Source organism: Corallococcus terminator, from assembly GCF_003611635.1.
GTDB classification, from domain to species: Bacteria; Myxococcota; Myxococcia; order Myxococcales; family Myxococcaceae; genus Corallococcus; species Corallococcus terminator.
On sequence record NZ_RAVZ01000049.1, the window covers coordinates 13875 to 38557 of the forward strand.

The window sequence follows — 24683 nt, forward strand, 5'->3', positions numbered from 1 at the left end:
GACACCCTCATGGCCGGCGCCACGCGCACCATCACCATCAATGCCCCCGTCGAGAAGGTCTTCGACATCATCACCGACTACGATCGCTACGCGGAGTTCCTGTCGGAGGTGAAGAAGGTCTCCACCTCGCAGCGCCAGGGCAACATCGTCCAGGTCCACTACGAGGTCGATGTGGTGAAGACCATCCGCTACACCATCAAGGTCACCGAGGAGCGCCCCAAGCGCATGTCCTGGACCTTCGTGAACGGCGAGGTCATGAAGGACAACAAGGGCAGTTGGACCCTGGAGCCCGAAGGCGAAGGCAAGACGCGCGCGACCTACAACGTGGAGATGGCGCTGGGCATGCTGGTCCCCAAGGCCATCGTCAACGGACTCGTGGACAACCAGCTCCCCAAGATGCTGGAGGCGTTCAAGCGCCGCGCTGAATCGCTCTGAAGTCCGTGAGCCTCTGACGGCTCGCGTCAAAGCCCGCCTGTCTGTCTGTTTCCCGGTACGACTTTCGTCGTGCAAGGGGCAGGGAGGCAGGCGGGCGCTTTTTGGCTGGGAACGTGCCGCGAATGCCCTCGAGGGTCACCTGAGACGGGTTGGGTTGCGGCGCGGCGCGGCCGCATTAGGATCAGGCAAATTTTGAACGTCCGCTGGGTTTCCCATGACATCCGCGCCACGGTTGCCCTGGCCGGGATGTCGGGAGGTGGACGAGCAGCCATGCAGAATCATGGCGGCGCACCCAGAAAGGAACCGGGGTTCTTAATTTGCATCAAAGGGAAGTGGAAGTGGTAAGGGGGCGGGACGGCGGGCGTACATCGGGGTACGTAGGCTGAGGGAGAGACCGAACCCATGCTCGACGCTTTCATTATCGAAGAGATCAAGCGCCGCGAGCGGCTCCGCCGCGAGGACTACGAGCGCCCGGTGGTGGAACTCCCACTGCCTGTTCCCGATGACCGTCCCCACCGGCGGACGGACACCGAGGAAGACAAGCCGTCACGAGGCGTCGTCGTCATCGACCTCTGAGACGCACACCCATTCCCGTGGCCTTCCAGCCACGGCGTGTCCCGAAGCCCACGGTCAGGTCGCCCTCAGGGCGACCTTCCGCGGGCTTCTTGCTTGCGGGCCTGGGATGACGCCGCGCAGCACCTAGCCCGGTGCCAGCAGCAGCAGGTGCCGGGGGTGGTACACTTCCCACATCACCGTTCCCTTCTGGTACGGGTTGTGGGGTTGGCACGCCAGGAGGACCTTCTGGCGCCACTCCTCGGGCAGCGCGCCCTCGCCGTGGAAGGCGCCCACCAGCGCTCCGGTGACGGCGGCGTGCAGCTCCGTGTCGCCGCCCCGGTGGATGACGTCCAGGAGCGCCGCCTGCGGCGTGGGCACGTGAATCAGCTCCCAGAACGCCAGCCGGAAGGCGGCCCGGACCGCGTTGTTGCCGGGGCGGTGCATGTGCAGCTCCGGACCATAGAGCTGCGGGTCCTTCTGGGCCGCCAGGGCCAGGTCCTCGCGCAGGAGCATGGAGGCGCGGGCCACCTCCTGGACGAAGTCCGACTCCTGCCGTGCCAGGGCGGCGCCGGCCAGGGAGATGCCCGTCTCGGCGGCGGGCAGCAGGTCCTCCACCTTGAGGTTGGGGCCGCCCGTCACCGCCTTGGCGATGGCAGCGCACAGCCCGGCGCTGGCGAGCTGGCTGCGCGGGTCGAAGTGGGTGAGCGCGGTGTCCTCCATGGCCGCCTGCGCCAGGGCGAAGGGGTCCTTGGCCAGCAGGACGCCCAGGGGCACCACCCGGGCGAGGGCCCCGGCGTTCGCCACCCGGCGGAAGTTCTTCTGCCAGACGCGCTTGCCGGCCCCCCGGACGGCGTTGGCCAGCCCCGTGTCGCACTCCTCCAGGGCCTCCTTCATGGGGTTGCTGACCGCGAAGGCGTGTGGCTGCCAGGCCCGGTAGCGGCGCAGTGCGTCCGCCGCGTCGTAGCGCTTCATGTCGCGCAGGCTGAGCGTCAGCGCCACGGCGAGCTGGGTGGGTTCGCTCACCTGGCCCTTCTTCAGCTCATGGGGGCCGCCGCCGTGCAGGTCCTGGTAGGGGCCCACGGCGAGCTCGGGGAAGGCCGGCGCGTAGAAGGGGCGGCCCGCCGTGGGGATGGCCAGGGCGTTGCCCACGGCCATGCCCAGCAGGGCGCCCCGGGCACGCTGGCCGGGAAGCGGGTCCGGGCCCGTGGCGCGGCGCTTGGGAGGAGGAGGCATTCGGCGGCTGGACACTGTAGCAGCCTGGAATGCGAGCGCGCTTGCCCGTTCCCGCCGTGCCTCATAGAACCGGCGCCCTATGACCGAGATCGCTCAAATCCTGGCGCGTGAAGTGCTCGATTCCCGTGGCAACCCGACCGTGGAGGCCGAGGTCCTCCTCGTGAGCGGCTCTCGTGGTCGTGCGACGGTGCCCTCCGGCGCCTCCACCGGCGAGCACGAAGCGCACGAGCTGCGGGACGGGGACACGCAGCGCTACCTGGGCAAGGGCGTGCTCAAGGCCGTGGACCACGTGCGCGACACGATTGGTCCCGCGCTCGTGGGCATGGACGCCGTGGACCAGGTGGCCCTGGACGCGCGGATGATTGAGCTGGACGGCACGCCCACCAAGGCGAAGCTCGGCGCCAACGCCATCCTCGCCGTCTCCATGGCCGCCGCGCGCGCCGCGGCGGATGCGCACGCCCTGCCCCTGTACCGCTACGTGGGTGGCCTCCAGGCGCGCACGCTGCCCGTGCCGTTGATGAACATCCTCAACGGCGGCGCGCACGCGGACACCCGCGTGGACGTGCAGGAGTTCATGGTGGTGCCCGCCGGCGCGAAGTCCTTCGCGGAAGGCCTGCGCTGGGGCGCGGAGGTGTTCCACGCGCTCAAGAAGATCCTGAAGAACCGCAAGCTCGCCACGGGCGTGGGCGACGAGGGCGGCTACGCCCCGGACCTGCCGGCCAACGAGGAGGCGCTCAAGCTCATCATGGAGGCCATCGACGCGGCGGGCTTCAAGGCGGGCGAGCAGCTGTTCCTGGCGCTGGACGTGGCGGCCAGCGAGTTCTTCGACAAGGGCTCCAAGAAGTACAAGCTCAAGGGCGAGGGCAAGGAGTACGACTCGCAGGGCCTGCTGGAGTACTACCGGGGCCTCGCGCAGAAGTACCCCATCATCTCCATCGAGGACGGGATGGCGGAGGATGACTGGGAGGGCTGGAAGAAGCTCACCGACGCGCTGGGCAACCAGGTGCAGTTGGTGGGCGACGACCTCTTCGTCACCAACGTGGAGCGCCTGGGTCGCGGCATCCAGACGGGCACGGCGAACTCCATCCTGGTGAAGGTGAACCAGATTGGCACGCTGACGGAGACGTTCGACGCCGTGCGCATGGCGCACAAGGCGGGGATGACGTCCATCATGAGCCACCGCTCCGGCGAGTCCGAGGACACCACCATCGCGGACCTCGCGGTGGGCCTGGACTGCGGGCAGATCAAGACGGGCTCGGCGTCGCGCTCCGACCGCGTGGCCAAGTACAACCAGCTCCTGCGCATCGAGGAAGAGCTGGGGGCCGGCGCGCGTTACGCGGGCATGTCCGCCTTCCGCTCCTTCGCGAAGAAGAAGTGACCGTGAGCTCCTCCCGCCCCCGCATCCTCGTCTCCAACGACGACGGCTACTTCTCCGAAGGGCTCCAGACGCTCGTGGAGGCGGTGAGCCCCCTGGGCGAGGTGTGGGTGGTGGCGCCCGACCGGGAGCAGAGCGCCGCCTCCCACTCCATCAGCCTGCACCGGCCGCTGCGCATCAAGGAGGTGCGCGAGCGGTGGTTCTCCGTCGACGGCACCCCCACGGATTGCTCGTATCTGGCGATGAACCACTTGCTGAAGGACAATCGTCCCCAGCTCATGGTCTCCGGCATCAATCACGGCGCGAACCTCGCGGACGACGTCATGTACTCCGGTACGGTGGCGGCGGCCATGGAGGCGGCGTTCCTGGGCGTGCCCGCCATCGCGTTCAGCCTGGTGTCGCGCGGGCCGTTCGACTTCAAGCCGGCGGGCCGCTTCGTGCGCGCGCTGGTGACGGAGGCGCTGTCCAAGCCCCTGCCTCCCCGGATGCTGCTCAACGTGAACATCCCGGGGGGCGTGGAGCCGGACGGCTACGTCATCACCCGGCAGGGCCGGCACTCCTACGGCAACAACGTCGTGGAGAAGGAAGACCCGCGCGGCCGCAAGTACTACTGGATTGGTGGGACGGAGTACGCCCACCAGGACATTCCGGGCAGTGACTGCAACGCCGTGCTCGACGAGAAGCGCGTGTCGGTGACGCCGCTGCACTTCGAGATGACCGACCACGGTCGCATCCCCGAGCTGTCGGGTTGGAGCCTCAAGGGCTTCACCCGGCACGAGTCGGGCGGTGCCTGAGGTTGGAGACACGCGGCTCCAGCCGAGCGCGTAGGGCGCTCTGGGTGTTGCTCGCGGCCGTGCTGTTGGGCGGCTGCGTGGGCACCCGGGCGTCCTCCTCCGGCCTGGAGACCGCGGGGGCCCTGCCGGAGTCTCCCGGCACCGGAAAGCCGCTGGCGTTCGCGCTGCGGCCTTCTCACGAAGAGCCGGAGCTGGTGTCCGTGCGCCACCGCGTGGCCGCGGGCGAGACGATGTACCGCATCGCCAAGACGTACGGCATCACGGTGGAAGAGCTGTCCCTGGCCAACGGCATCAAGGACCCGAAGGAGCTGTCGGTGGGCCGGGAGCTGTTGATTCCCGGCAGCGAGCGGCCGCAGTACGGAGACCCGGGTCCGCTGTCCGACGAGGAGCCGGAGCTGGTGCTGACGAAGCCGGGGCAGGCTCCGGTGTCCACGCCGCGCCGCTCCGTGCCGGCGGTGACGCGCAAGGAGGATCCGCCGCGCGCGCGGGTGGTGTCGGGGCGGCCGGGCGCGCCGTCGCGTCCGAAGCTGGCCACGCAGGGGCTGCTCGATTGGCCGTTGCGCGGCGTGCTGTATGGCCGCTTCGGCAAGAAGGGCCGCGAGCCGCACGACGGCATCGACCTGGCGGCGCCCGCGGGCACGCCCATCAAGACGGCGCAGGCGGGCACGGTCCTCTACGCGGGCGAGCAGAAGGGCTATGGCCTCATCGTCATCGTGGAGCACTCGTCCACGTTGATCACCCTGTACGCGCACAACCGCGACCTGCGCGTGCGCACGGGGCAGAAGGTGCGCCGTGAGCAAGTGATCGCCACGGTGGGCGAGTCCGGCCGCACGTCCGGCCCGCACGTGCACTTCGAGGTGCGCGTGGATGGCAAGCCGGTGGATCCGCTCGAATACCTGGGCGTGATGCCTCCGGCTTAAGTGGCTTCCGGCGTCGCCCGGGCCGGGTAGCCACCGGCCTGGCGTGCGCGCTCCCGCACCAGGGCGAGGGTGCTCTCGCACGCGGGCATGGGCTTGCCGACGAGCTGTCCCAGTTCCACGACGGCGCCGAGCAGGGCATCGATCTCCATCGGGCGGCCACGCTCCAGGTCCTGGAGCATGGAGGTCTTGTGCGCGCCGACCTGGGAGGCGCCCTGGATGCGTTGCTCCACGTCGATGAGGAAGCGGGTGCCCAGGGCTTCGGCGACGGCCTGGGCTTCCACCATCATCGCGCGGGCCACGGCGCGCAGGTCCGACTGGCGGGAGAGCACGTCGAGCGTGGCGCCGGTGAGCACGGACAGCGGGTTGAAGGCGAGGTTGCCCCAGAGCTTCACCCAGATTTCATCGCGGATGCGTGGGCGCACCGGGGACTTCAGGCCCGCCTTCATCATGAGCTGTGACAGGGCCTGGATGCGCGGGCTCTTGCTGCCGTCCGGTTCACCCAACGTGACGCGGTCGTTGTACGTGTGGACGATGACGCCGGGCGAGACGACCTCCGCGGCCGGGTACACCACCGTGGCGATGACGCGCTCCGGGGGCAGGGTGCGCAGCAGCACGCCGCCCGGGTCCACGCTCTCCACGTGGCGGCCCGCGTAGGGGCCTTCGAGTCCGTGGAAGTACCAGTAGGGCACGCCGTTGATGCCGGTGACGAGCGCCGTCTCCGGGCCCAGCAGGCGGGCCACCTGCGGCGCGGCGGCGGGCAGGGCGTGGGCCTTCATCGTGAGGAACACGTAGTCCTGCGGCCCCGCGTCGTCAGGGGAGTCGGTGCAGTGCGGCCGCACGGTGACCGTCTCGCCGCCGCTCGTGAGCGTGACGCCGTTCGCGCGCATCGCGCCCAGGTGGGCGCCTCGCGCGATGAAGGTGACGTCCGCGCCGGCCTGGAGCAGCTTGACGCCGAGGAATCCGCCGATGGCGCCCGCGCCGAAGATGGCGATCCTCATGACGTGAGCCCCAGTCGCTCCGCCAACCCGATGCGCTGCACCTTGCCGGTGGGGCCCTTGGGCAGCTCCGTGAGTACCACGATGCGGCGGGGGACCTTGAAGTCGGCCACGCGCGCGGAGACGAAGTCGCGCAGCTCGCGCTCGGTGGCTTGCAGGCCCTCGCGCAGCACGACGGCGGCGGCCACGTCCTCACCGAGCTTCGGATGGGGCAAGGCGAACGTCACGGCCTGCTGCACTGCGGGATGATCCAACAGCACGGTGTCCACCTCCAGCGGGCTCACCTTCTCCCCGCCGCGATTGATCAATTCCTTGAGCCGGCCGGTGAGGCGCAGGTAGCCCTCCGCGTCGAGCGTGCCCTGGTCCCCCGTGCGAAACCATCCGTGCGTGAAGGCGCGCGCATTGGCTTCGGGGTTGTTCACGTAGCCCGTCATCACGTTGGGGCCCCGGATGACGACTTCTCCCAGTCCACCTGGAGTCAGCATCGCGCCCGCGTCGTCCATGATGGCGACCTCGGGGCCCGCGGCGAGTCCCACCGAGCCCGCGTGACGGGGGTGGGGTGGCAGCGGATTGGAGGCCATCTGATGCGCGGCCTCGGTCATGCCGTAGCTTTCGATGACGGGCACGCCGAAGACGCGCTCCAGTTCCTCCATGACCTGTGGCGGCAGCGACGCGGACGAGGAGCGGATGAAGCGCAGGCGGTTTGACTTCAGGCTCTCCACGTTGCGCCGGGCGCGCTCCAAAAGCGCCTGATGCATGGTGGGGACGGCGGTGTACCAGGTGGGGCGGGCTTCCTCGAACCAGGAGAAGAAGCGCAGGGCGTTGAAGCCCGGCGTGCACACCACGCGGCCTCCCGCGCCCAGGCTGGACAGCACCGCGGCCACGAGTCCGTGGATGTGGAACAGCGGCATGATGTTGAGGCAGGTGTCCTCAGGGCCCAACCCCAGCAGCGCGCCGATGTGCCGCGCGGAGGCGGTGAGGTTCGCGTGCGTCAGCGGGACGAGCTTTGGTCGCGCCGTCGTCCCGGACGTGTGCAGCACGAGCGCGACGCCTCCTTCGCGGGCCTCATCGGAGTGAGGCGCGATGGGGGGAGGGGGCTGCTCGCACTTCAACGTGAAGTGTCCGGCGGATCCGTTCGAGGTGGGGCTCAGCTCGATGATGGGAAGGTTCCGCTCGCGCGCCACCATGCGGGCTGGGCCGTCCATTCCTTCGAGCAGGACGATGGCCCGGGCCTGGAGGTCGTCCAGGTAGAAGGTGAACTCGTCCGCGCGGTAGGCGGGATTGAGCGGCGCGGTGGTGGCGGCGCTGGCGACGGCGAGGAACGCGGCGGCCATCTCCGGCCCGTTGGGCAGCACCAGCGCGATGCGGTCCTCCGGTCCCAGTCCCCACTCCCGCAGGCTGGCGCGGACCTGGGTGATGAGCTCCCGCAGGGCGCCGTATGTCAGCCCCGAACGCCCAGGGGCGCTGAGCGCCACGTCCTCCGTGCGTCCTCGTGCGAGCAGTGCTGCCAGGGTGTTCGTTCGCTCCATGGCCATGCGCCTCCCTGTTCCGGATAGGGCCTGCGTCCTCGGGGTGCAACCGCATCGTGTCTGCCTGCTCCCGTTTTTTGGAAAGGGACTCCGCTCTCTGGAGGGCTGGCCGTCGGACCGAGGGCGGGAGGGACAACCTCTCCGAAGACGTAGCGCGCCTCCTCCTCGTCGAGGGACGAGCCGACGTGGACCGCCTCCTGGAAACGGGGCGGGGGCGACCTGCTATATCGGGCCGGGGAGGCTTCACCATGTCGCGAAAAGTGGCGCTCATCACCGGCGCGTCGGCGGGACTCGGAGAGCAGTTCGCGGAGCGTTTCGCCCGGGAGGGTCACGACGTCATCCTGGTGGCGCGCGGCGTGGCGAAGCTGGAGGCGCTGGCCTCTCGGCTGGAGCAGGCGCACAAGGTGAAGGCCCACGTGCTGCCGGCGGACCTGGGGCAGCCGTCGGCGCCCGAGCAGCTCTTCGCGCAGGTGCAGGCGCTGGGGCTCACGGTGGACTTCCTCGTCAACAACGCGGGGTTCGGATCCTCCGGGCCGTTCCTCGAACAGGAGCTGGCCCGCGAGGCGGAGATGGTGGAGGTCAACTGCACCGCTCTCCTGAAGCTGACGCACCTGTTCGCGCGGCCCATGCGGGAGCGGGGGCAGGGGCGCATCCTCAACATCGCGTCCACGGCGGGCTTCCAGCCGGGGCCGTACATGTCGACGTACTACGCGTCGAAGGCCTTCGTGATGTCGTTCTCGGAGGCGCTCGCGTTCGAGCTGCAGGGCACGGGCGTGACGGTGACGTGTCACTGTCCGGGCGCCACCAAGACGGAGTTCGCCTCACGCGCGGGCAACGCGGAGTCGCGGCTGTTCAAGCGCTCGGGGGTGGCGACGTCCCAGGACGTGGTCGCGCATGCCTACTCGGCGATGATGAAGGGCCGGGTGCTCTCCGTGCACGGGCTCCTCAACTGGGCGGCGGCCTTCTCGCTCCGCTTCAGCCCGCGTGCCGCGGTCCGTTTCGTCACGGCGAAGCTGAACCAGCAGGCGTGAGGGGGCAAGGAGGCGGGCACGACTACGGGGGCCCTGGCCCCGCGCCACGCAGGACGCTGGGCGTGGGCCGGGAGGAGGGTAGAGTGTCGCGCGTGTCACGCACCCCCTGGTTCCTCCTCACCTCGTGCCTTGTATCGCTGGCCACGTCCGCCTTCGCGCAGGATGGGACGGCTCCGGCCCCCGTGGCGGCGCCTGCCTCCGCCGGGATGCAGGTGGATTCCGAAGCACCTCCTTCCGACCCTTCGCGGATGGCTCCCCCGCCTCCGGGACCCGGGGCGGGAGCGGTGGAGAATCCTCCGGGACCCGTTCCTGGCACGACCACCGCGAGCCCGACCTCGTCGCCGGCCTCCATGAAGGCTCCGTCCGCTGACGCGAAGCCCGCGCCCGCCGTCGTGTTGGTGCTGCCGTTGGAGTCCAATGCGGCGGGCAAGGAGGCCGCGCCGGGCATCACGTTGATCATCGCGAGCCGCCTCGCGGAGTCTCCGCTCCTGCGCGTGCAGTCCCGGCGGGACATCCAGACGATGCTCGACACCGAGCAGCAACAGCGACTGCTGGGCGACTCCGGCTGTGTGGAGGAGGACTGCCTCCGGGAGTTGTCCTCGATCACGGGGGCCCGTTACATCCTCACCGGGCGCCTGGATCGCTTCGGGGGTCAGTACCTGCTCACCGCGAGCCTCGTGGACACGCGCGATGGCCGAAACCTCGCTCGGCCGCGAGCGGAGGTCTCCGAAGATGACGAGTTGCTGCGCACCGCTGTCGCCGTGTCAGACGAATTGCTGTCGGTGGTGTCGTCGTCCGGGGACGCGGTCAAGGCGCGGCCGTTGCTGGGCGGCGCGGTCGCGTCCTCGCCGGGCGGTGGCCTCACGCTGGGGCTGCGCTTCAACAACAGCTTCATCGACAAGCTGTCCTCGTTGAACCCGGGCCTGGACCTGGAGCTGGGCTACTGGTTCCACCCGGAGTGGCAGGGCTTCCTCCAGGTGGGCTTCACGCTGGTGCGCACGAACGGCGACAGCGGCGAGGGCAAGCTCAACGTGCTGCCCAGCATCGTGGGGGCGCGGCACTACCACCGTCTGGACAAGTCCCTGCGGCCCTACTGGGGCTTCGGCCTGGGCGTGCAGTTGTCGTTCGGCGACTTCGGCATCTTCCAGAGCACGGGCCCGCTTCCGTCGGTCGTGGGCTTCGCCGGGTTGGAGTACCTGCTGGCGGGCCATGTCGGCTTCCAGTTGGAGCTGGGGACGAACATCGCGCAGGCCGTGCTGGGGCTCGCGCAGGATGGCGAGGGCGATGGTCTCAACCTCGACGTCACCGCTGGCATCGCGTACCACTTCTGAATCTTCCGGAGCCTTCCATGTCGTCGCGCCTGCGTGCCCTGCCGCTCCTTGCCCTGCTGGCCTCCGGTGCCTGCACCGAAACGCCGAAGCTCGATCCGAAGGACCAGGCGGAGGGGCTCTACATCCGGGGCAACTCCGAGTACCTCCAGGGCAACTTCGACGCCGCGCTCAAGTCCTTCGACGAGATGAAGGGCCTGATGCCCGCGGATCCGCGCCTGCCCGCCGCGCGCGGCGAGGTGTTGTTGTCCATGAGCCGGCTGGAGGAAGCGGCGAAGGAGTTCGAGGCCGCGCTGCGGTTGGATCCGAAGCGCTCCACCAACTGGAGCCGGCTGGGCTTCATCCAGGCGCAGTTGGGCAAGGCGGACGAGGCGCGCAAGTCGCTCCAGAAGGCGCTGGAGCTGCATCCGCGCGACTTCAACGCGCTGGAGCAGTTGGGCGAACTGGCGGAGGAGCGGGGCGAGCACGACGAGGCGGTGGCCCGGCTCACGCAGGCCGCGGAGGCCGCGCCGGACGCGTCGAAGGCCGACCTGACGCTGCGCGCGGTGGAGATCCTGACGACGCAGGGTCGGCAGGAGGATGTGCGGGTGTTGCTGCGCAAGGCGACGGCGCAGGGCCTGAGCTCACCGGAGTTGCTGACGGCGCTGGGCGACGCGGAGGTGCGCGCGGGCCAGTTGCCGGAAGCGGCCACGGCGTACCAGGAGGCCGCGAAGAAGTCGCCCAAGGATCCGACGCTATGGGAGCTGGTGGGGGAGATCCAGCTCAAGCTCGGCAAGCGCGACGAAGCGCTGGCGGCCTACCGCGAGTCCCTGAAGGTGAAGGACCGGGCCATCGTCCACGTGGCGCTCGCGAGGGCGCACCTGACGGCGGAGGACAAGGCGGCGGCGGAAGGGGAGCTGCAGAAGGCGTTGGACACGGTGTCGGGTTCGGACGTGCGGGAGATGCAGGAGGTCGCGGGCCTGCTGACGACGCTGGGGCGCAAGCCCGATGCACTGCGCATCCTGACGAGCCTGGGCTCGGAGCCGGACCATGCGAAGGACGTGGAGCTGCAACTCGCCACGGCGCGGCTGGCGCGCGAGTTGAAGGACACCGCGACGGTGCAGGCCGCGTGTGCCCGGGTGGCGTTGGCTGCGACGGACGGTGGCGTGGCGAAGTGCCCGTAGGCGTGTAGGGGCTTCGGGGGCTTCATGACGCGTGGGTGGCCGTGCCTGTTGCTGCCGTTGCTCCTGGTGGGCTGCGCTTCGGTCCGGGTCGTGAGCCTGGACACAGGGACTGAACCTGCTCCTCACCCGAGGCGGCTGAAAGCCAAGGCTCACGATGCCTCTTCGCTACTTCAGGCTGTCCGAGGACGTCCAGGCTGGACGCTGGTACCTGGGGGATCCCCAGGATGCGCACGGACGGGAGGTCGAGGACCCCTGGCAGTTCCGTGCTGGCCGGCCGCTGGCGCCCCCTGACAGGCTGACGGTTCCCATTGATGAGCCTGGGATGGCGCTGGATTTCTCGACAGCGGGCGTGGGTCTGACCCCGATTGTTCACGTGCGGGTCGCGTCTGTGTTCGCGGAACTCGCACCGGATGATGTCCAGGTCATTCCCGTAAACATCGCGGGCATGCCCGAGCAATACGTCATCCTCGTCGCGACGAAGCTCATCCTCTGCATTGATGAGCAGGCGTCGAAGGTCCAGTTCTGGCGTGAGGAGGATGGCTTGCCGGAGAAGGTGGGGCAGTACTACTCGGTGGATCATCTCCGCATCGACCCGGCGAGGGTCGGAGCCGCGAAGATGTTCCGGACAGCGGGCTGGGATCTTGCCCTCATCGTTTCCGAGGACCTGAAGCACGCCCTTGAGTGCATCCAGGCCACGGGCATGCGCTTCACCGAAGTCTGACGCCCACCCGGGCCTGATCAGGCCCGGGCGGCTTCACGGCAACAGCTTAGGTCCGGCCGCCCTGGAGCTTGCGGTACACGCCCACGACCTGGCCCAGGATCATCGTGGAGCGGAAGTCCGTCTTGTTCACGTAGATGGGCTGCATCGTCGCGTTCGCCGGCTGGAAGCGGATCCGGTCCACCTCCGGGTAGTAGCGCTTCACCGTGGCCTCGTCCTCGATGAGCGCCACGACGATCTCCCCGGGCTGCGCCGACGGCGTCTTCTTCACGAACAGGTAGTCCCCGTCGTGGATGCCGTCGTCGATCATCGACTGGCCCTTCACCCGGAGCGCGAACACCTCACGCCCGTTCACTCCACCCAGGAGGAAGCTGTCGATCTTGACCGAGTCCTCCATGTTTTCCTGCGCGAGCGCCGGCAGACCCGCCGCCACCTTGCCCAGCAGAGGGATCTCGATCATCCCCGAGTCCCGGCTCTTCATCCCCAGGCCCAGCAGCAGCCGTGCCCGCTTGGTGGGCACCAGCGAGCGGCTCTGCTGCTCGCCCCGGGTCAGGTAGCCCTTGCGCTCCAGGGCCTTCAGGTGGTCGTTCACCCCGTTGGTCGAGCGGATGTCCATGTGCTCCCCAATCTCCCGGATGGTGGGGGGGAAGCCTCGGTTCTCCGTCTCCTTCACGATGAAGGTCAGGATTTCGCGCTGGCGCTCCGTGAGTTCTTCCATGGCCGCACTCCTTCGCTTGCTTGCCCGCCTGCTTGAGCCGACCGGGCAACAGAATTTCAGTACCCCATGCTCCCTGAACATACGTGTAGAGTCAATCTGTTCAGTGCCCCCACCCATACCGTGTGTGCTGTCGGAGGCCCGTCTTTCTCGCAACTTGAGGAGGCGCGTTGATCTCAGCGTACACTTGGCGCTGCCGTGTCCGACCTCCGCCACACGCTGCTCTTCGTCGACGATGAGGCTGACGTCCTCGACATCCTCAGCCGGATGTTCCAACGGCGTTACCGCGTCCTCACGGCGCCTACCGGCCGCGCAGCCCTGGAAATCCTGCGCACCGAGTCCGTGGACGTCCTGGTCACCGACCAGCGCATGCCGGAGATGACGGGCATCGAGCTCGTCACCGCCGCCCGCGCGGAAGGCCTGGATGTCACCACGCTGCTGCTCACCGCCTACACCGACCCGCAGGACATCATCGCGGCCATCAACCAGGGGCAGGTGTACCGCTACGTCACCAAGCCCTGGGACGTGAATGACCTGCTCATCACCGTGAAGAACGCGGTGGAGTACTCGCAGCTCAAGAAGGACAAGGAGCGGCTCATCCGCCAGCTCCACCAGCGGGTGGAAGCCCTCTTCGTCCTCTACGAGGTCAGCCGCGCCAGCGCCAACGACCCCGCCAGCTACGACGCCATCATCGATCGCGTGCTCACCGCCGTGGCCCGCGTGCTGCCCTACGACTGCGGCGCCGCCCTCATCGCGCCAGAGGGTTCGCGCGGCGCCACGCTGCGCCTGCGCTGCGTGGGCAACGTGGGCGAGCAGGCCCTGCTGGGCGTCAAGGAGTCCATGCTCGGCGCGTACCGCAAGAGCAGCGGCCTGGCGCTGCCCGAGGACCGGGTCATCACCCGCGTCACCGGCACCACCACCCAGGACGCGGCCTCGCCCGTCGTCTACCCCAACCAGCTCACGGTGAACCTCACCGCCGCGGGCAAGCCCGTGGGCATGCTGTCGCTGTTCTCCCACCGCGCGGACGCGTTCACCGAGGACGACGGCCTCTTGCTGGACGTGCTCGCCAACCAGACGGCGGATGCCATCCAGTCGCTGCGCTCGGCGGAGGAGGAAGCCCGTCACCGCATGGAGCGCATGGTCGCGTCCATGGCGGACGGCGTGGTGCTCACCGACGAGAAGAACGACATCGTGGTGATGAACCCCGCCGCGCGCCGGCTCCTGCGCGCGGGCGAGGAAGGGCAGGGCAACTCCAGCCGCCTGCTGGAGGACCGCCTGGGCTTCCAGCCGTTCCAACTGGTGCGCAACCTGGAGTACAGCGGCCACCAGATCCTTCGCGAGGACGTGAAGCTCTTCGATCGCACGGTGCAGACCACCGTGACGCCCGTCAACGACGCTCGCGGCACATTGCGAGGCGTGTGCGTGGTGCTGCGCGACATCACCGACCAGAAGCGGCTGGAGGAGCGCAAGGACGCGTTCGTCTCCATGGTGAGCCACGAGCTGCGCACGCCGCTCACCTCCATCACCGGGGCGTTGGATCTGGTGCTCAACCGGATGGCGGGGGACATCAACGAGCGGCAGCACCGCTACCTGTCGCTCGCCAAGGACTCCGCCGAGAAGCTCAACGGCATCGTCGACGACCTGTTGGACCTGTCGAAGTTCGCGCAGGGCCGGCTGCGGATGAGCTTCGAGCGCATCTACCTGGAGGAGCTGGTCCAGCGCGTGGTGGAGAAGTACGGCCCTGCCTTCGCGGAGCGCCGCGTGCGCGTGGTGCCGCTGCTGCCGCAGCACCCGCTGCGCGCCATGCTGGATCCCAACCGCGTGAATCAGGTGCTCAACAACCTGCTCAACAACGCGGTGAAGTTCACGCCCGAAGGCGGAGAGGTGCGCGTGGAATTGCGCGCCACCTCCAGCCTGCCCGGCTACGTGGTGCTCTCCTGTTGGAACAGCGGCGACCCCATCGCCGAGGACAGCCTGGAGCGCATCTTCGATCGCTTCGAGCAGGCGCGCACGCAGGCCAACCGCACCGTGCGCGGCACCGGCCTGGGGCTGGCCATCTGCCGCAACATCGTGGAGGCGCACGGCGGCCGCATCTGGTGCGAGCCGTCCCACGACGGCGTGCGCTTCATCGCCGTGCTCCCCACCGAACCTCCGCAGGAGGTGCTGTCGCAGGAGGGCGTGGAGATGCAGCCCTTCCCGCAGCCAGTCCGCCCGGAGGCCCGCGGCAAGTTGCTCATCATCGAGGGCGAGCCCGAGGTGGGCCACATCATGAAGGCGCTGCTGGGCGCCCGGGGCTACCGCGTGCGGCTGGCGTCGTCCGCGGAAGAGGGCCTGAGCGCCGCCCGCAACATGCATCCGGACGTGCTGCTCGTGTCGGTGCGCCTGCCGGACCCGGCCGTGGACGGCCTTCGGCTAGCGGAGATCCTCCGGAATGATCCGGAGACGCGCCGCGCGCCGCTGCTGCTCACCTCCGCGTTCGATGAGCGCCAGCGCGCCTTCCGTGCTGGTGCCGACGCGTTCCTCGTGCGCCCGTTGGCCGGGGACAAGCTGCTGGCCACGGTGGACTCGCTGTCGCGGGGCCGCGCTGGCGCCCAGCATGGCCGCGTTCTGGTGGTGGACGACGACGCGAAGATCGCCTCCATCTGCCGCGAGGTCCTGGAGGGCATGGGCTTCGAGGTGGGCGTCGCGCACAGCATCGAGGAGGGACGCCGTTCCCTGCGCGAGCGCCGGCCGGACGCGGTGCTGCTGGAAGTGTCCCTGCCGGATGGCGACGGGTTCGCGTTCCTGGAGGAGATCAAGGCCGAGCGCGCCAGTGGCCACATCTCCGTCATCTTCATCTCCGCGCGCACGGAGACGTCCTCCAAGGTGCGCGCGCTGAAGCTGGGCGGGGACGACTACATCACCAAACCCTTCGACGCGCTGGAGCTGGGCGCGCGCGTGGAAAGCCTGCTGCGGCGCAAGGAGCAGGAGCTGTCCTCGTCGCCCACCACGCAACTGCCGGGCTCCACCGCCATCGAGCGCGAAGTGCAGCGGCGGTTGTCCGCGCGCCAGCCGTTCGCGTTCTGCTACCTGGATTTGGACAACCTCAAGGCCTACAACGACTACTACGGCTTCGCGAAGGCGGACGGCGTGGTGCGCCAGACGGGCGACCTGATGCGGGAGATCTTCCAGCAGGAAGGCGCCGTCGGGGACTTCCTGGGCCACGTGGCGGGAGACGACTTCGTCTTCATCACCTCCACGGAGTCGGTGGACCGGGTGTGCCAGCGGGCCATCGAGGCCTTCGACCGGATCATCCCGCTCTACTACGATCGGCAGGACCGGGAGCGCGGCCACATCGAGGCGGAGGATCGCTTCGGGGAGAAGCGCCACTTCCCCATCATGAGCGTGTCCGTGGTGGCGGTGATGACCGACGGCGTCGCGCATGACCATGCGGAGCTGGCGCGCCGGGCCGCGGACATGAAGAAGAAGGCCAAGGCCATCCCGGGCTCCGTCTTCCTGCGCAGCGACGTGGAGCGCGTGGTCCGGTCCATCACGGGATGAGGCTCTACCAGCAGCTCATCCTCTTCATGCTCGCCGCCACGGTGCTGCCCCTGGCCGCCGTGGGCTTCCTGCTGCTGTCGCGTGCGGAGGCGGAGGTCGCCTCGCACATCGACGAGCAGCAGCGCGCGCTCGCGTCCGCCACCGCCGAGGCCGTGGGGACAAGCCTCATGGAGGTCGTCAACAGCCTGGCCCGCTCCGCCGAACTCATCGATTGGGAGCGCGCCACGCCCGAGGAACTGCGCGGAGGACTGGCGCTGCTGTACGGCCAGTCGCCGACGGTGAGCGCGGTGCTGGAGCTGGATGCTCGGGGACAGCCCCTGGGGCCGCCGGTGTACCAGCAGGGGGCGGGTCATCCCGAATTCGTCGAGGCGGGGCTGGAGCCGCTGGTGCACGCGGTGCCGGTGCAGTCGCTGCGCAAGGGAGGCAAGGGGCAGGCGGCGCTGGGCAGCGCCTACCGGCACGCGGCCAGTGGCCAGACCGCGATGGGCGTGGCGGTGAAGCTGGCGGACGGTGTGGATGCGCCGTACGCCGTCGCGGAGGTCGTCCTGCTCGACCTGGAGGCGCTGTTGGAACGGCGCGCGGGCGAGGGGCTGACCCGGCTGGAGGTGGTGGACGGCGAGGGACGCGTGCTGGCCAGCTCCCAGCCCGAGCGCCACCTGAAGCCGCTGGAGCCGGAGCTGGTGGGGATGCTGTCGCCCACCCGGGGCCAGGACGGCGTGCGCAGCTTCCAGGTGAAGAACCCCGCGCGCCGGATGAGCGTGGCCCGGGTGCCGGGCGTGCTGGGCCTGGAAGTCGTCGTGATGGTGGATGAAGCCCTGGCCCTCGCGCCCGTGCGGCAGTTGCGGCGCACCGTGTTGGTGTCCGTCGCTTGCGCGCTGGGCGTGCTGCTCGTCCTGGGTGGTCTCTTCACCCGCCGCGTCAACCGCCGACTCGCGGAGGTGATGCGGGGCGCGGAGGCCTATGGACGCGGTGAGCTGGAGCGTCGCGTGCACGTGGAGGGGCAGGACGAATTGAGCGAGCTGGCGTCCACCTTCAACCGCATGGGCGAGGAGCTGGAGGCGGCGCGCGGACGGATGCTGCGCTGGAATGACGACCTGCGCGCCCGCGTGGATGAAGCCACCGCGGACCTGCGGGCCGCGCAGGCCCAGTTGGTGGAGGCGCAGAAGCTGGCGGCGGTGGGACAACTGGGCGCGGGCGTGGCGCACGAAATCAACAACCCGCTGGCCGGCATCCTCGGCAACGTGCAGCTCCTGCTGCTGGACCGGGCGAGCGACGACACGGACTTCGAGACGCTGCGCAAGATTGAGCAGAGCGCCAAGCGCTGCAAGGACATCACCCAGAACCTGCTGCGCTTCTCCCAGCAGCGCGAACGCCCGGACCTGCGGCCCGTGGACCTGAACTCCGTGGTGCGCGACGCGCTGAGCCTCACGGAGCACCAGGCGCGCGGCGAGGGCATCGACTTGGTGACGGAGCTGAGTCCGGCGATGCCCCGAGTGAAGGCGGACCCCGGGCACCTGTCCCAGGTCGTCCTGGCGCTCTTGTCCAATGCGCGCACCGCGATGATCAAGACGCCGGTGAAGCGGCTGTCCCTGCGCACCGCGGAGCGCGACGGCATGTGCATCCTGGAGGTGGAGGACACCGGCAGGGGCATCGCGGAGAACATCCGACCGCGCATCTTCGAGCCCTTCTTCACCACCAAGGACGTGTGGTCCAACGTGGGGCTGGGCCTGAGCGTCGCGTGGCGCATCATCACCGAGGCAGGAGGGACCCTGGAGGTCCGCTCGGAGGCAGGGCAGGGGGCCCGCTTCACCATCGTGCTGCCCCGGGCGTGAGCGGGGCCGCTGTGCTAGGCAGGGCCCAACGCATGGCTGCTTCCTCCTCCCGTTCGCGACAGGCGCCGTTCCTCGCCGCCGTCGTCCTCATCCTCGCCGCGCTGCCGGTGGGCTGGTTCGTCTTCCTTCGAGAGCCCCCCGCGCCTCCTCAGCCCCCCACGCCCATGGACGCGGGGACCGTGCAGCCCGTCCAGGTGAAGCGCGTGGACCTGGAGCTGAGCACCTTCGAGGGCACCGTGGAGGTGCGGCATGGCGAAAAGGGGGAGTGGGTTCCCGCCGAGAAGGGCATGGCGCTGCGTCCCACGGACGCGGTGCGCACGGGCGACGGCTCCTACGCCGTGCTGGTGAATGGCGAGACCTTCGAGGTCCGCATGGACGCCGGCACCGCGGTGTCCGTGGAGGAGCTGACCACCTCGCTGTCGCGGCTGCTGCTCGACAACGGTTCGGCCACCGCCACGGTGCGGGGGGGCAAGCGCCACAGCTTCGAGCTGACCGCGAAGAACGGCAACGCGAAGGCAAGCACCAGCAGCGGTACCTTCACCATGAGCAACAACGGCGCGGGCACGGTGAGCGTGGGCACGCGTGAGGGAGAGGTGGAGCTGCGTGGCGAGGGCAAGGTCGTCATCGTCCGCCCGGGTCAGCAATCCATCGTCCGCCCCGGACAGGCTCCTTCCGAGCCCGCCCCCGTCCCGACGAGCATCCTGCTGAAGGTGAACTGGCCTGCGGAAGTGCTGCCCCAGCGCGAGCTCATCGTCATCGGACATACGGATCCCGGCAACCAGGTTGAGGTCAACGGCGCCATGGTGACTGCGGACGAGACAGGGCGCTTCGAGCGCAAGGTGGCGCTCGCGGAAGGCAGCAACGACGTGCAGGTGCGCGCAAGGGGGGTCGGGGGAGGCGTCGGGAAGGACCAGGCCAAGGTGACCGTGAAGGTGCCGCCCGTGAAGCCGCCGCCCGTGAAGCCGGTGATAGAAGTCAACCCGAAGGCGCTTTGGGAGAAGACCTCTGGGGGCGCTCCGCTCTGATCCATCACCCGGGCCGTGAGGTCCTGCGGTGCCCGCCTGACCTGGAGGGTCACGCCACCCACGTACGGCGCTCCGGGGCCTGAGGGACCGCCACTTCCGGCGGGATGCAGCAGCAAAGAGGTGCAGTCCCGACGGTGGGCCTTGTAGAGTCGGGTTGCCCTGGAACGTCTGATCCCCGCCCTGTTGTTGGTGTGTGCCCCGGTCTGGGCGGCTTCCCTGGAGCTGCTCGGACCGGCTGCGGCCGTGCCGCCGGAAGGCTTCACGGTGGCGGTGGTGCGCCGGGACGCCAAGGGCGCGCCCGTGACGTTCGCGCCGCCGACGGTGACGGTGGAGGGCGCGCAGGTGCGGCCCGGTCCGGAGGCGCCCCCGCTGCGCACCTTCGTCGTGGTTCCGAAGCCCCAGGTGCGCGAGGTGGTGGTGCGCGTGAAGGGCGACGGGGACGAGGCCCAGGCGCGCTACGCCGTGGGACCGCCCGCCAGCCGCATGGAGCTTTCGTTGGAGCCCGCCCAGCCGGTGAAGGGGCGCGACACGGATGCGACGCTCACCGTACGGCGCCTGTTGCCAGACGGCACCCCGGATGACAGCGGGGCCCCGCCGGTGCTGCGTGCGAGCACCGGCCTGGTGGAAGGGCTGAAGCACACGGGCCCCGGGACGTACGTGGCCCGCTATGTGTTGCCGCAGACGCGCTTGCCCGAGGCGGCCATCCTGGTGGCGCTGTCCGCGTGGCCGCATCCGCAGTCGGTGCACGGCGCCTACGGGCGGCTTCTGGTGCCGCTGGCGACGTCGGTGGATCTGCCCGGGGTGAGCGAGGCCGGGGCGATGCTGTCCCTGGAGCTCGCGGGCAAGCGCTTCGGGCCCGTGCGGGTGGGCCCGGACGGACGCTTCGTGCTGCCGCTGATCGTTCCCCCCGGCCATCCCCTGGCCCGGGGCGAGGTGGAGGACGACGCGGGCAACGTGGAGCGCATCGCCATCGACCTCCAGTTGCCGCCGACGGATGGGCTGGCGTGCGTGCTCAACCCGCAGCGGCTGCCTGCGGATGGCATGTCGCAGGCCCGGCTGCTGTGTGCCACCAGTGATCCGAAGGGGCTGCCGGTGGCGGATGCGCGCGTCACCGCGAAGGCGAAGCACGGGCGGTTGGAAGGTCCCCAGCGCGACGCGAACGGCATGCTCGAATGGCGCTACACCGCGCCGCGCGTGCTCGCGTCGGATGAGCGCATCGAAGCGGCCTGGCCGCAGCGCGGTCCGGGGTCGCGCGAGTCGCTGCCGATGCAGTTGGTGCAGGGGCCCGTGCGGGACGTGACGGTGTCCCTGTCCGAGCCGCTGGTGCACCGGGGCACGGAGGGCCGGGTGGTGGTGGTGGCCCGCGACGCGGCGGGGCAGCCGCGCGCGGAGGCGAAGGTGGAGCTGTCCACGCCGGTGGGCACGGTGGGCACGGCGGTGGAGTCGCCGCCCGGGACGTTCACCGTCCCGTGGCGTGTGCCCGAGGACGGCGCGGAAGGCCACACGGAGCTGTCCGTGCATGCGTTCGGGCCCCCGGGGACGGAGCCCGCGCGGCTCGCGGTGTGGCGGCAGGGCCGGGAGCTGGTCGCGGGTGTGGTGGATCTCGCGGGGTTGCCGGTGCCCCGACAGCCGCTGCGGGTGGCGGGCGTGGAGATGACGACGGGGACGGATGGCACGGTGATGCTGGGGTCGCTTCGGACCGGCGCGGTGCGCGTGACGCACGGCGTGTGGCCGGGGCTCGATGTCACGGTGTACGTGCTGGGTGTCGACGGCCCGGTGTTCCCGGAGCAGGCGCCGCTGGTTCCTGGCCGTGTGACGTTGGGCGCGGACGTCGGGCCGGCGTTGCCGGTCAACGTGCGGGTGCGCGTGGAGGGCACGCGCGTGATGTGCTGGGTGGAGGACTCGCGGGGTGTCGTGCTGGTGGACCGGCCGGTGCACGTCGCCCTGTCCGAAGGCGAGCGGGGTGACGAGACGGTGCGCGATGGGCTCACGCGCTTCACGGTGCGGGGCGCGAAGGGACCCGTGAGCGTGTCCGTGGCGGACGTGCGCACGGGCGTGACGGCCATCGAAGAGGTGCGGCCTTGAGTCGCCCCTGTCCGGCATCGGCCCGGGCGTCCGTGCTCGCGCACTTCGTCGTGAGGAGTCTCGCCTTCGCCGTGCTCCTGCTGTCGCCGCAAGCTTTCGCCCAGTCGCTGGCCCTGGATCTGCCCACCCAGGCTTCGACGATCGCGGGCCGCGTCTGTCAGGACGTGGATGGTGATGGCCTCTGCGGTCCCGACGAGCCGGGACTCGCGAACGTGCGCCTGGTGCTGGCCACCGGCCGTGAGGTGCGCACCGATGCCGCAGGGCGCTACCACCTCAACGGCGTGGACTCACGCCTTCCGGATACGACGGAGGGACTCCACCTGCGCCCCGGACGTCACCTGCTGAAGGTGGATGCACGAGGGCTGCCATCGGCCAGTCAGGTGTCCCCGAAGGCCGCGACCGTGGAGGTCTCCTGGGGTGCCGCCGTCCTCCAGGACTTCGCCATCCGCCTGCCCCCCGCACCGCCTCCCGCACCTGTGGCAACCACCGTCGCGCGGCCTCCCGAGGCACGCGTCGTCCCCGAGGGCGTCCGCTTCCTGCTCACGGGCCAGGCCGCTGCTGGTGAGAAGGTTCGAGTGGCCGACGTGGATGTGGCCGTGGACGCTTCTGGCGCATGGCAGGTGATGTTGCCGCTCCAGCCGGGGCTCAACGCTGTCTCCGTCACCACCGCGACTCCACGAGGGGAGGTGGGCATCTTCCAGCGCCTCTTCGACGTGGTTCGACGTGGAGAGCGCGGGTGGCTCGTCATTCCCCGCGAGGCGACGCGTTTGGGCACCGTGAAGGGCCTTTCGTCCGACGCCGCGCCGCTGCCCACCGGAGACACGCGCGTGTGGGTGGAGGCGCTTCCCGGCACCGAGGTGACCTCGACCGGGATCGCGCTCACGGTGGGCTCCGACGGTCGCGCGAGCCTGCCCGTGCGGCTCGTGACGGGACGCAACACGCTTCCCCTCTCCCTGCGACCTCCAGGGCGGCCTCCGAGCGCCGTGACGCTGGTGCTCGAAGCGCGCGCCCAGCCCTTCGCCGTGGGTCTGCTCGACCTGGAGGCCAGCATCGCGCCCGCGGGCGGCGGCTTCCGTCTCCGGGGGCGTGGCGCCGTCCATGGCGAGGCTCAGGTGGGGCCGGTGCAGGTGGTGGGAGAACTGGACCTGCGGGACACGGACCTGCGCCAGTTGAGCGATGCACCCCTCGTGGACTGGCTGCGTCCCCGTCAGCCCGAGCGCTTCGACCGCTGGCGCGATCCCGACATCGCTCCGGCGGAGTGGGGGGATGCTTCTCTGTCCCTCACTCCCAACCCCTCAGGCGGGCGCCTGCGCCTGGAGGCCCGGCACGAGCAGTATGGCCGCGCCGGCTTCGGCACCTACCGCGCGCTCCAGCAGGACCGGGAGGTGGGCCGCTATCACCGCCCCCTCTTCGGCCCCTATGCCGAAGTGGAGAAGCAACTGGGTGAGCTGCGCGTGGGCGTGGACGCGTTCGCGGGAGGGCTCGTGGATCCGACGCGAGGCCTGGCCGCGATCCCCGCGCACGAGGAGCTGCGGGCCACGGGCGGCAGCCTCTACTACCTGGGCGGCAACACCGTGGCGGAGGGTTCGGAGCTGGTGCGCGTGGAGGTTCGCGACGGCGTCACCGGGCTGCCCCTGGGCGAGCAGCACCTGATCCGCGGTCGCGACTACGACATCGACTACCTCGCGGGCCGCATCCTGCTCGCGCGCCCGCTGTCGATGCTCACGGGCTCCTCGCTGCTTCGCACGGACGCGCTCACCCAGGCACCCGAGCCCGTGCTGGTCGTGGACTACGCCGTGCTGCGCTCGGGCGATCCGCGCGACACGGTGGGAGGCGAGGCCTGGGCGAGCTGGCGCGACTCTTCCGTGGGCTTGTCCGCCGTGCGCGAACGTCGTCAGGGCGCGCCGTTCCAACTGCTGTCCGGACGCGGAAAGACGCGACTGGGCGCCTACTCGCTGATCGCCGAGGCCGCGACCAGCCGTGGCGTCGCGGTGGAGCCGGGCGTCTTCGGCGTATCGGACGACGGCGGTCTGAGCTTCCTGCGTCCTGTTGGCACCCAGGATGATCACGGTGGCGCCGTGGGCCTGCGCCTGAGTGGGCCTTCGCCCTTCGAGGCTGGCGGCACCGTGGACGCCGCGTGGCGCGAGCGTTCGAAGGGGTTCTCCGACGGTGCCCACCAGGAGGCCGCGCGCTTCCGGCAGCTCTCGCTGCGCGCCACGCAGCCGGTGGGGCCCCTGGGCATCACGCTCCTGGGCGATGAGCGACGCTCGGCGGATCCGCGCCTGCCCTTCCAGGATGTCCCCTTCGCCGCGCGAACGCTGGGCGCCTCCGTCGGCTATCAGGACGAGGGCGACTGGGGCGTGCGCGTGGAGGTGCGTGACGGTTGGCTGCGCGCCAGCGAGCTGGCCGGCAGCGGCGAGGTCCTCGAAGGAGGCCGCACCTCCGCGGGCGTGGCGGGACACTACGCCGTGGCCCCGGGCGTGGTGGTGTCCGCCGGCCACCGGCAGCGGCTGTTCGAGCGCGGCGCGGGCCCGGGCCGGAGGGATGACACCTTCACCTCCGCGGGCGTGGACCTTGAGTTGGGAAAGGACGCCGCCGTGGGCGTCAAGGGCGGCTGGGGTCCCCAGCTCGGCCCGCAGGCGTGGCTGGATGCTCGGATGCGGCGCGGCCCGGAGATCTACTACGGCGGCTACTCCGTGGACGTGGACGGACCGGACTTCGGCGCGGCGCGCGCGGTGACGGGGGCTCGCACGGAGGTGGGCGACGGCACCACGGTGTTCGTGGAGGACGTGAGCGCGCACGACGCCACGGCCATGCGGCTCGCGCGCGCGGTGGGCTTCCAGCAAGCGGTGCTGAACGGGTTCAGCGTGGGGGCCCGCTACGAGCGCGGCGTGCGCCACCCGCTGGACATCGACGGCGACCTGCGGCGCGACGTGGCCAGCGTCTCCGCGCAGTGGCTGCAAGAGCGCGTCCGCGCGGACGTCCGCGCGGAGGTCCGTCACGAGGAGGGGACTCCCGCGCGCGGTGTCCTCCTTCCCGGTCAGTCTGTTCCGGCGCCGGTGGATCGCACCCAGGTGGTGCTGGCGCTGGCCGCCGAGGCCCTGCTCGCGCGCGACGTGACGGCCTCTGGACGGTTGGACTTCGCGCACACCGCGGGCCAGGACGGGCTGGAGGCGCGGTTCGCGGAGGGCTTCGCGGCGGTCGCCTGGCGGCCGGGCCCCTGGCTGGTGGTGGCCCGCTATGGCCTCACGCGGGAGCTGTCTCCTGGCGTCCGTTCGGTCTTCGGTGACCGGACGCTCCAGACGCTGTCGCTGATGCCGGCGGTGCGGGTGGGCGACCGGCTGTCGGTGGCGGCGGGACTGCATGCCGGTCGCTCCAGCCTGGGGGATTCAGCGCGGTGGGTGTGGACG

At 70.2% G+C, this 24683-nt stretch carries 18 protein-coding genes; 14 read left to right on the forward strand and 4 right to left on the reverse strand.

Annotated features, from left to right (window positions below):
* The first annotated feature begins 9 nt into the window (after positions 1 to 9).
* Together D7V88_RS10120 and D7V88_RS43625 are read left to right on the forward strand one after the other, a co-directional pair.
* Positions 10 to 435, forward strand: a complete 426-nt coding sequence (locus D7V88_RS10120; RefSeq protein WP_120540413.1) for a type II toxin-antitoxin system RatA family toxin — start codon at positions 10 to 12, stop codon at positions 433 to 435.
* 402 nt (positions 436 to 837) lie between these two features.
* Positions 838 to 1011, forward strand: coding sequence for a hypothetical protein (locus D7V88_RS43625; protein ID WP_167508779.1), 174 nt, complete (start codon positions 838 to 840; stop codon positions 1009 to 1011).
* Between the two features lie 123 nt (positions 1012 to 1134).
* Here the strand turns inward: D7V88_RS43625 and D7V88_RS10125 are convergent, their stop codons facing one another.
* Complete coding sequence (locus D7V88_RS10125; RefSeq protein WP_120540414.1) at positions 1135 to 2223, reverse strand: ADP-ribosylglycohydrolase family protein; 1089 nt, start codon at positions 2221 to 2223, stop codon at positions 1135 to 1137.
* Between the two features lie 79 nt (positions 2224 to 2302).
* Here D7V88_RS10125 and eno point away from each other — a divergent pair, with 79 nt between their 5' ends.
* From eno to D7V88_RS10140, 3 genes are read left to right on the forward strand one after another with little or no spacing between them, the layout of a single operon-like run.
* A complete protein-coding gene (eno, locus tag D7V88_RS10130) occupies positions 2303 to 3601 on the forward strand; it encodes a phosphopyruvate hydratase (protein ID WP_120540415.1) in 1299 nt (432 codons plus the stop codon).
* Positions 3602 to 3603: 2 nt separating this feature from the next.
* Positions 3604 to 4392, forward strand: a complete 789-nt coding sequence (gene surE / locus D7V88_RS10135) for a 5'/3'-nucleotidase SurE (protein WP_120540416.1) — start codon at positions 3604 to 3606, stop codon at positions 4390 to 4392.
* A 44-nt stretch (positions 4393 to 4436) separates the two neighbouring features.
* On the forward strand, positions 4437 to 5312 hold the full coding sequence (locus D7V88_RS10140; RefSeq protein WP_120540417.1) for a peptidoglycan DD-metalloendopeptidase family protein: 876 nt from the start codon (positions 4437 to 4439) through the stop codon (positions 5310 to 5312).
* Here the strand turns inward: D7V88_RS10140 and D7V88_RS10145 are convergent.
* Both D7V88_RS10145 and D7V88_RS10150 read right to left on the reverse strand, forming a co-directional pair.
* Complete coding sequence (locus tag D7V88_RS10145) at positions 5309 to 6310, reverse strand: 2-dehydropantoate 2-reductase (RefSeq protein ID WP_120540418.1); 1002 nt, start codon at positions 6308 to 6310, stop codon at positions 5309 to 5311. The genes D7V88_RS10140 and D7V88_RS10145 overlap by 4 nt on opposite strands.
* Positions 6307 to 7836, reverse strand: coding sequence for an acyl--CoA ligase (locus D7V88_RS10150; protein WP_120540429.1), 1530 nt, complete (start codon positions 7834 to 7836; stop codon positions 6307 to 6309). Before D7V88_RS10150 ends, D7V88_RS10145 begins: the two co-directional genes overlap by 4 nt.
* A gap of 248 nt (positions 7837 to 8084) precedes the next feature.
* Here D7V88_RS10150 and D7V88_RS10155 point away from each other — a divergent pair, with 248 nt between their 5' ends.
* The 4 genes from D7V88_RS10155 to D7V88_RS10170 all read left to right on the forward strand — a co-directional run bounded on the left by D7V88_RS10155 (position 8085) and on the right by D7V88_RS10170 (position 12079).
* A complete protein-coding gene (locus D7V88_RS10155; RefSeq protein ID WP_120540419.1) occupies positions 8085 to 8867 on the forward strand; it encodes an SDR family NAD(P)-dependent oxidoreductase in 783 nt (260 codons plus the stop codon).
* A gap of 92 nt (positions 8868 to 8959) precedes the next feature.
* A complete protein-coding gene (locus tag D7V88_RS10160) occupies positions 8960 to 10198 on the forward strand; it encodes a hypothetical protein (RefSeq protein ID WP_208726203.1) in 1239 nt (412 codons plus the stop codon).
* A gap of 17 nt (positions 10199 to 10215) precedes the next feature.
* Complete coding sequence (locus tag D7V88_RS45115) at positions 10216 to 11358, forward strand: tetratricopeptide repeat protein (protein ID WP_120540420.1); 1143 nt, start codon at positions 10216 to 10218, stop codon at positions 11356 to 11358.
* Positions 11359 to 11512: 154 nt separating this feature from the next.
* Positions 11513 to 12079, forward strand: coding sequence for an imm11 family protein (locus D7V88_RS10170; protein WP_120540421.1), 567 nt, complete (start codon positions 11513 to 11515; stop codon positions 12077 to 12079).
* A 46-nt stretch (positions 12080 to 12125) separates the two neighbouring features.
* On the opposite strand, the gene lexA is transcribed toward D7V88_RS10170, so the two are convergent.
* Entirely contained in the window at positions 12126 to 12794 is a 669-nt protein-coding gene (gene lexA / locus D7V88_RS10175; protein ID WP_120540422.1) for a transcriptional repressor LexA, read from the reverse strand.
* A 195-nt stretch (positions 12795 to 12989) separates the two neighbouring features.
* Between lexA and D7V88_RS10180 the strand changes: the two genes are divergently transcribed.
* The 5 genes from D7V88_RS10180 to D7V88_RS10200 all read left to right on the forward strand — a co-directional run.
* Positions 12990 to 16331, forward strand: a complete 3342-nt coding sequence (locus D7V88_RS10180) for a response regulator (RefSeq protein ID WP_120540423.1) — start codon at positions 12990 to 12992, stop codon at positions 16329 to 16331.
* Positions 16328 to 18163, forward strand: coding sequence for a sensor histidine kinase (locus D7V88_RS45120; RefSeq protein ID WP_120540424.1), 1836 nt, complete (start codon positions 16328 to 16330; stop codon positions 18161 to 18163). The genes D7V88_RS10180 and D7V88_RS45120 overlap by 4 nt, the downstream gene beginning before the upstream one ends.
* A 32-nt stretch (positions 18164 to 18195) precedes the next feature.
* The gene (locus D7V88_RS10190) at positions 18196 to 19188 is read left to right on the forward strand and encodes a FecR domain-containing protein (RefSeq protein ID WP_120540425.1); all 993 of its coding nucleotides are present in this window, start codon (positions 18196 to 18198) and stop codon (positions 19186 to 19188) included.
* 180 nt (positions 19189 to 19368) lie between these two features.
* Complete coding sequence (locus tag D7V88_RS10195) at positions 19369 to 21273, forward strand: hypothetical protein (protein ID WP_120540426.1); 1905 nt, start codon at positions 19369 to 19371, stop codon at positions 21271 to 21273.
* Positions 21270 to 24683, forward strand: a 3414-nt coding sequence (locus D7V88_RS10200) for a flagellar motor protein (protein ID WP_208726204.1), incomplete at its 3' end; no start/stop codon positions are given. The genes D7V88_RS10195 and D7V88_RS10200, both read left to right, overlap by 4 nt.

Excerpts from the sequence above, each read along its gene's own strand:
- D7V88_RS10120 (WP_120540413.1), top strand. The coding sequence starts at position 10 with ATGGCCGGCGCCACGCGCACCATCACCATCAATGCCCCCGTCGAGAAG.
- D7V88_RS43625 (WP_167508779.1), top strand. The coding sequence starts at position 838 with ATGCTCGACGCTTTCATTATCGAAGAGATCAAGCGCCGCGAGCGGCTC.
- D7V88_RS10125 (WP_120540414.1), bottom strand. The coding sequence starts at position 2,223 with ATGCCTCCTCCTCCCAAGCGCCGCGCCACGGGCCCGGACCCGCTTCCC.
- eno (WP_120540415.1), top strand. The coding sequence starts at position 2,303 with ATGACCGAGATCGCTCAAATCCTGGCGCGTGAAGTGCTCGATTCCCGT.
- D7V88_RS10145 (WP_120540418.1), bottom strand. The coding sequence starts at position 6,310 with ATGAGGATCGCCATCTTCGGCGCGGGCGCCATCGGCGGATTCCTCGGC.
- D7V88_RS10150 (WP_120540429.1), bottom strand. The coding sequence starts at position 7,836 with ATGGAGCGAACGAACACCCTGGCAGCACTGCTCGCACGAGGACGCACG.
- D7V88_RS10155 (WP_120540419.1), top strand. The coding sequence starts at position 8,085 with ATGTCGCGAAAAGTGGCGCTCATCACCGGCGCGTCGGCGGGACTCGGA.
- D7V88_RS45115 (WP_120540420.1), top strand. The coding sequence starts at position 10,216 with ATGTCGTCGCGCCTGCGTGCCCTGCCGCTCCTTGCCCTGCTGGCCTCC.
- D7V88_RS10170 (WP_120540421.1), top strand. The coding sequence starts at position 11,513 with ATGCCTCTTCGCTACTTCAGGCTGTCCGAGGACGTCCAGGCTGGACGC.
- lexA (WP_120540422.1), bottom strand. The coding sequence starts at position 12,794 with ATGGAAGAACTCACGGAGCGCCAGCGCGAAATCCTGACCTTCATCGTG.
- D7V88_RS45120 (WP_120540424.1), top strand. The coding sequence starts at position 16,328 with ATGAGGCTCTACCAGCAGCTCATCCTCTTCATGCTCGCCGCCACGGTG.
- D7V88_RS10190 (WP_120540425.1), top strand. The coding sequence starts at position 18,196 with ATGGCTGCTTCCTCCTCCCGTTCGCGACAGGCGCCGTTCCTCGCCGCC.